The organism is Streptomyces sp. bgisy159 (genome assembly GCF_965341775.1).
GTDB lineage: Bacteria > Actinomycetota > Actinomycetes > Streptomycetales > Streptomycetaceae > Streptomyces.
In genome coordinates, this window is sequence record NZ_CBDQZH010000088.1 from 1 (window position 1) to 6,645 (window position 6,645).

Annotated in this window: 5 protein-coding genes; 2 read left to right on the forward strand and 3 right to left on the reverse strand. The window is 67.8% G+C overall.

Annotated features, from left to right (window positions below):
- Positions 1-544: helicase associated domain-containing protein (locus tag ACSLTV_RS35610; RefSeq protein WP_435613681.1), on the forward strand; the 544-nt coding region annotated here is incomplete at its 5' end.
- A 508-nt stretch (positions 545-1,052) separates the two neighbouring features.
- On the opposite strand, the gene ACSLTV_RS35615 is transcribed toward ACSLTV_RS35610, so the two are convergent.
- Both ACSLTV_RS35615 and ACSLTV_RS35620 read right to left on the reverse strand, forming a co-directional pair.
- Positions 1,053-1,562: a hypothetical protein gene (locus ACSLTV_RS35615; RefSeq protein ID WP_384941219.1), complete on the reverse strand. Its 510-nt coding sequence runs from the start codon at positions 1,560-1,562 to the stop codon at positions 1,053-1,055.
- A gap of 1,084 nt (positions 1,563-2,646) precedes the next feature.
- The gene (locus ACSLTV_RS35620) at positions 2,647-2,856 is read right to left on the reverse strand and encodes a hypothetical protein (protein ID WP_384941221.1); all 210 of its coding nucleotides are present in this window, start codon (positions 2,854-2,856) and stop codon (positions 2,647-2,649) included.
- Between the two features lie 429 nt (positions 2,857-3,285).
- On the opposite strand from ACSLTV_RS35620, the gene ACSLTV_RS35625 reads away from it, so the two are divergent.
- Positions 3,286-5,025, forward strand: coding sequence for a helicase associated domain-containing protein (locus ACSLTV_RS35625; RefSeq protein WP_384941222.1), 1,740 nt, complete (start codon positions 3,286-3,288; stop codon positions 5,023-5,025).
- 67 nt (positions 5,026-5,092) lie between these two features.
- Here the strand turns inward: ACSLTV_RS35625 and ACSLTV_RS35630 are convergent.
- Positions 5,093-6,645 (reverse strand): hypothetical protein (locus tag ACSLTV_RS35630; RefSeq protein WP_435613682.1); only part of this gene is annotated, 1,553 nt, incomplete at its 5' end.

The window sequence follows — 6,645 nt, forward strand, 5'->3', positions numbered from 1 at the left end:
CCCGGACTGGAACTGCCCGTGGCCGCTGGACTGGCAACGCCACTACCGGGTGCTCGCGGACCTGGTCGACGCCGACGGCAGCCTCCCCGACATCACGCCCGGCGTGCTGTTCGATGGCGATGACATCGGCCGGTGGCTGGAGCGGCAGAAGCAGCCGACCACTTGGGCGCAGCTGTCCACCGAGCAGCAGGAGCGACTGTCCAGGCTGGGCGTCAAACCGCTTCAGGCGCCGTCTCCCGCCCCGGCAGCCACACGCGCGACAAAGGGCCCGAGCAAGGCGCAGCAGGCGTTCCAGCGGGGCCTGGCGGCCCTTGCGCAGTGGGTGGAGCGTGAGGGCGACCGGCCGGTGCCAAGGGGGCACAGCGAACAGATCACGGTCGACGACGAGGCGGAACCCGTGTCTGTGCGGCTGGGCGTATGGGTATCGAACACAAAATCGAGGAGGGACCGGCTGGACACCGACCAGCTCGCCGCACTCGCCGAGCTGGGCATGGACTGGGCAAGGCCGGTGACCGTCCCGCAGGCCGCTCCGGACAGCCTCTGATCGCCGTCTTGCGCCGTGACCGGACCCCGGGCCTCTCAAGGCCCGGGGTCCGTTGCTGTGCGGGCGCCGGACGAAGTGGCGATGAGGTCGTCGGCCTGGTCGTCGGCTAGGACACCCTCCGACAGATGTTCACCGCCTGGCTCGCCGAATACGGCATCCCGGTCCTGGTGGTCCGCGGCTTCGCCTGGACGGCGGTCACGAGCGCTTCGTAGGGGGCACGGTCGAGGGGGAGTTCGGCGTCGACCAGGCCGTGGGGGTCGTGGGAAGCGGGCGTAGCCGCAGTCGGCGCGGGCCAGCAGGGCCGGGGAAGGTCGGCCGAAGGCGGGGGCTGGAGGCCGCGTCCTTGCGGTGCGGGGCCTGCGGGTGTGGGTGCGCTCATGGGGCACCGCCAAGGCGATGGTGCCCAACCCGGTCGGCGCGTCGACGACAGCCTGCTCCCGGCCCGTTCGACCCGCGCGGAAGGTGGTACAGGCTTTTTCCCTGCACACCGGGCTGAAGGGAAGTCAGTTCAGCAACGGACGCCGCTGTTAACGAAGGGTGTTCGATAGGCGACCTCTTTCCATTCGGTATGCCCATTCCAAGTGTGCCCCGCGTAGGAAATCCGAAGGTCGTCAATGAACGCCTTGACGAAGTCTCCATCTTCACACCCCGGGAGGCTCACCTCCCAATGCCCAAGGTCTTCCATGGACTCGAGCGGCGTCAGCCTGCTGTAGGTGCTGATTCCGTTCTTCAGCGTCTGGACCATGCCTCCGGTCACTACACAGCGCCTGGGGTACCAATTATGGAATTCATCGTGCCAGCAAGCGAAGTTCTCGACCGAAACCTTCACCTCGCCCTCATCCGCCTGGATACAGAAGTCGAATTCGGCGCGGTATCCCCCCAACGGGCCGTGGCCGGCGGTCTGATGCTCGCACCGCTCGACAGCAGCTGCGGGGGAGGCCCCCACGAAAACGACGCCGAGGGCCATGGCCGCCCCTGCCGAGAGGGAAGCGACTACCTTCTTCAGCATGGAATTCACAGAGATCTCCTCACATTTGTTCTTGATGGCCGGAAAGAGGCAGGCGAGAATCGCCAGTCGACCTGTGGGGGCCGCCCGCACCCCCTCCTTCACCCAAAGTAGTCACATAACTACACAACGACAGTAGCGGGATGCCTGCGGTCGATCGGCGGATGCGCTGGGTAAACCACCCGGACGTAGGCCAGTGAGGCTCCGACCGCGGTGAGTGCGCCGGAGAGCCAACCCTGGCAGCGAAGGGCAGAGCCGGATCTTCCACGCGTACTCGATCGAGTGCCGGGGCGTCTCGCCCCGGCCGCGCGCGGCCCCGCCGACGCGCGCGAGGGGACATGCGGCCGGCCCGATCCCCCGAGGCGCTCCCCGCGTCCCGCCCGCTCCCTCCCACCCTTCTCCTTCCAGGAGGGCCGGTCGTGGGGTGCTCTGAGGGGGATGTCAGACCCCTGACCACGCTTCTACGGGCCTGGTGAGCTGCGCAGATGCCGGAAGATCGCGGAGGCTCGCGCAAGAGATGCCGCAAGGGAAGGCGCAAGAGATCGTGCAGGAGATGCCGCAAGAGATCTTGCCGCCGGGCAGGGCCGGACCGCCCGTGTGAGTGATGACAGCGGGCGCCAGCAACAGGACACTCCGCAGAAAGCCTTCAAGGGGCCGCGTGCGCAGCACGTCCGGTCCCGCGCCGTGCGCGGCGCGGGCTAACCCTCGGGTGGCCGGTCGGGCCGGGCACGGCTGTGACCTGCGGTGGTCGCGCTCACGGCAGGGCCTTGGCCAGCTCCCCGCCGGAGGCCCGACCAAGGTGATGGTGAGGTACTTGGTCGGGTGCCCACCGGACTGTTCCCGGCCAGTCGCGTCCTGGGTTGCGCCCTGAGTCGCGCCCTGAGTCGCGTCCTGGGTCTCGCCGTAGGTCTCGTCCTGGGTCGCATCGGCCGGTGCCGGACGCGGGCCTTCGGCATGCGGCCTGACCAGGCAGACAAGGGGTCGGCACGAGGCCGGTTACGACGCCGACTACTTCCCCGGGGAGCCCCCTGCGCAAGCACCGGCCCGGTTCCGCCTAGTCCCTGCCCTGCTACGGGACGGGCCCGGCCCGTCCCGGTCACGATGTGACGGCCTGGACGACGCCGACCACGATCGTGCCGAGAGCGCCGGCGGCAGCAACGGCTACGCCGACCGGAACCGCGAACGCCGGGCGGCGGTGAACGGCGTAGCCGAGGCCGACGACCAGGAACCACAGCTGGCACCAAGCCCACACCCACAACAGCGCCGGCATTCCCTTCCCCCACCAGACCACCAAATGGATCCGCACCCAGCAACGCACCTGGACCCAGCTCCACCCCCACCAACAACACCTCCTGGGCACCATCGGCATCCACGGACCCACACCCCTGCACCGCTACAACAGCCACCCAGTACACCTGCCCAACCACCAACGAAACTGATCAAACACCCACAAGACCGACCCAGAACAGGAAACCCCCAGCTCACAAGCCCACCCAGGCCCAGCCCGCAATCAACGCCAAGCGCCTCACCACCACACACCACACCACCGGACCCAACCAGCCAACTGATCAGCCCAGTTCAACACCACACACGCCGATCACAACGAACGAACCGCGACATCCGCGACCCCTCACCGGTTCTCGGGGAGTCGGAAGAGGCCCGGCGGGGCCGGCGCCTGGCGCTCCTGCAGACCGCGCTCCTGGAGCACGCCGCCGCGTGGAACCTGCGCACCGTCATGACGTTCCACCAGAAGGTGGAGGAAGCCGCGGCGTTCGCGGAGAAGCTGCCCGAGACGGCAGCCGAGCTGTACATGAACGACGCCTCGGATGAGGACCTGGCGAGGGCGGAGGAGCTGCCGGAGTCGTCGATCGACGCGGAGTTCTACGAGCTGGAGGCCGGCCGCCACGTCCCGCCGGACCGGGTGTGGTCGGCGTGGCTGTGCGGCGACCACCTCGTGTCCGAGCGGCGCGAGGTCCTGCGGCAGTTCGCCAACGGCATCGACGCGGCCGGGCGGCGGGTCCACCGCGCCTTCCTCGCCAGCGTTCGCGTGCTCGGGGAAGGGGTGGACATCACCGGCGAACGGGGTGTGGAAGCCGTCTGCTTCGCGGACACCCGCGGCTCGCAGGTGGAGATCGTGCAGAACATCGGCCGGGCTCTGAGGCTCAACAGGGACGGCTCCACCAAGGTCGCCCGCATCATCGTGCCGGTGTTCCTGGAGCCGGGCGAGGACCCGCAGGACATGGTCGCCAGTGCCTCGTTCCGTCCCCTTGTAGCGGTCCTCCAGGGTTTGCGTTCGCATGACGAACGTCTGGTCGAGCAGCTCGCTTCCCGGGCGCTCACGAGCGGCAAGCGCAAGGTCCACGTCCGGCGTGACGAGGACGGGCGGATCGTCAGGGCCGGCGGCGAGGGCGACGGCCAGGACCAGGAGCAGGACGACACCGACGCCGCTGCCGAGTCCGCCCTGCTCCACTTCTCCAGCCCGCGCGACGCGGCGACCATCGCGGCCTTCCTGCGCACCCGGGTGTACAGGCCCGAAAGCCTCGTCTGGTTGGAGGGTTACCAGGCGCTGCTGCGATGGCGGAAGGAGAACGAGATCACGGGCCTCTACGCCGTGCCCTACGACGTCGAGGTCGAAGTCGGGGCGACCAAGGCGTTTCCGCTTGGCCGATGGGTGCACCAGCAGAGGAAGGCGCTGCGGGCCGGGGAGCTGGAGGAGCGGCGCAAGACGCTGCTGGACGCCCCGGAGGCCGGGATGGTCTGGGAACCGGGCGAAGAGGCGTGGGAGAACAAGCTCGCCGCGCTCCGGTCCTACCGGCGGGCCACGGGGCATCTCGCCCCGCGTCAGGACGCGGTGTGGGGCGAGGGCGAGGCGATGGTGCCCATCGGGCAGCACATGGCCAACCTCCGGAGGAAGGGCGCGAAGAACGGCCTGGGCAAGGACCCGAAGCGGGCCGCCGTGCGCGCGGCGCAGCTGACGGAGATCGACCCGGACTGGGACTGCCCGTGGCCGCTGGACTGGCAACGCCACTACCGCGTCCTGGCGGACCTGGTCGACGCCGACGGCCAGCTGCCCGACATCGCACCCGGCGTGCTGATGGACGGCGACGACATCGGCAAGTGGCTCCAGCAGCAGAAGCAGCCGGGCACTTGGGCGCGGCTCCTGCCCGAGCAGCAGGAGCGGCTGACCGTGCTGGGCATCAAGCCGCTTGAGGCGCCATCTCCCGCCCCCGCGACCGGGCGCGCGGCGAAGGGTCCGAGCAAGGCACAGCAGGCGTTCCAGCGGGGCCTGGCGGCGCTCGCGCAATGGGTGGAGCGGGAAGGCGTCCGACCTGTACCCCGGCAGGCGGTGGAGACCTTGCCCGATGGGACCGAAACCAAGCTCGGCATCTGGTACAGCAACACCAAGGCCCGGCGCGACAAGCTCACCGAAGAACAGCTGGTCGCGCTCCGAAAGTTGGGTGTCGAATGGGCGTAAGACAGGACAGGAGGAAGCCGGTCGTGGAGCGCCAGGCGGCCTGCCCCTCCTTGTCCAGATGTGGCCGTCAGCCCTCGGGTTCGCCGATGTAGGTGTTCGGCATAATGATCTGTTCGATGCCGGGGGAGAGACGTGGTACTGGTACGGCCTGCGTGGAAATCACCTGTGCGCCGGTGGCTTGGGCGGCATCGGCAATGTCACGGAGAACTTCGTGAACGACGTCGCTTGCGATTCCCTGCTGGAAGGGGTTGTCGAGCATGAGGAATCCCGGGTAAGGGCAGTCGTCCCCCAGGTCCCTGGCCAGGAACAGTAGGGCCCTGCTGTAGGCGAGGAAGAACAGCACTCGCGCTTCGGCTCCGAGAACTTGGCTCCAGGGGCGGGTCCCGACGTAGAAGGTCAGGTCGTCCGCGCTGATCGCCACATTCCCTGCCACCCAGACATCGTCGCGGTGGCGGTTGAGAAATTCGTTCATCCGATCAGCGAACAGGGCGCAGCGGTCGATGGGCGTTCTCCCTGTGGTGGGGGTTTCATCGAGTTGCTGCTTTAGTCGGTTCAGTCTGTCTTGGGCAGCCTGGCTCGTCTGCGTGGCGGCAGTCTTGCGGGTGAGCATCTGCTCGATGGCGGGCAGCGCCATGAGTTTTTGTTCCAGGGCGGCGGTCTGGGCGGCCATCTCTTCGAGTCTGGCCATGAACGGGGCGAGGCGGGCGGCCCGGTCGACGTTCAGCTGCCTGGCGATGTCTTGGTGGGTGCTCTGGGCGTGCCGGTGGTCGGTTTTTGCTTGGTCGAGGTCGTGGCTGGTTCGGGCGATGACTTCTTGGAGGTCGTCGGCCTCTGCGGCCAGGGACCGCTTCTCTAGTTCTCCGCGTCGTCTGCGCTGGTCCTCGGTCACTGGCTGGGTGCAGACGTAGCAGGTGCCCTCTGGGTGATCGCGATGGATGTCGATCTTCTGCTCGCAGGCAGGACACAGGCGCACCGGCAGGCTGTCGAAGATGTCGACGGAGGCGAGAAGGCGTTCCATGCGGGCGATCTCTGCTCGGACGGTGTTGTGAGACTGCATGTGGGCAGTCAGGACCTGCTCGAGGCCGGCGACGGTCTCGGCGGTGCTCGTGAGGTTCTGGGTCGCCTGCTCGTACTGCTGCGACAGGGTGGCGTCGTAGCCATGGCTCACTGCCCCGGCGTCGCCTTCTTGGCGTCGTCCGGCAACAAGCTGCTCCACTTCGCGGGTCAGCTGGGAACGTTGCCTGACAACCGCGTCGAGCTCGGCCCGCAAGTCGGTTCTGATGGAGTTGACCTGCTGCTCGCTCCTGGGTGTTGGCAGATGCAAGTTCTCGCAGACGGCTGCGACGGCTCGGTCTGTGCTGTCATGCACCTCTCGTTCGGCCGCCTGCGCCTGTGCGAGTCGGCGTTGTGCTGCCGCAAGCTCGAAGTCGTGGTTGCTGTACCTGGTGGGGGCGAAACCCAAGAGGTAGCTGATGACGGCTCGCCTCAGGAACTCTTGTTCCTTGTCAGCGAACTGAGTCCACGAGTCCTCGTTGCGGTAGATGTGCCGCAGCACGCTGCGGAACGTCAGAGGTGTGAGCTCGGTGGCGGTGGTGGCCTGGATACCTTTGGGAATGCTAA

Excerpts from the sequence above, each read along its gene's own strand:
- ACSLTV_RS35625 (WP_384941222.1), top strand. The coding sequence starts at position 3,286 with ATGACGTTCCACCAGAAGGTGGAGGAAGCCGCGGCGTTCGCGGAGAAG.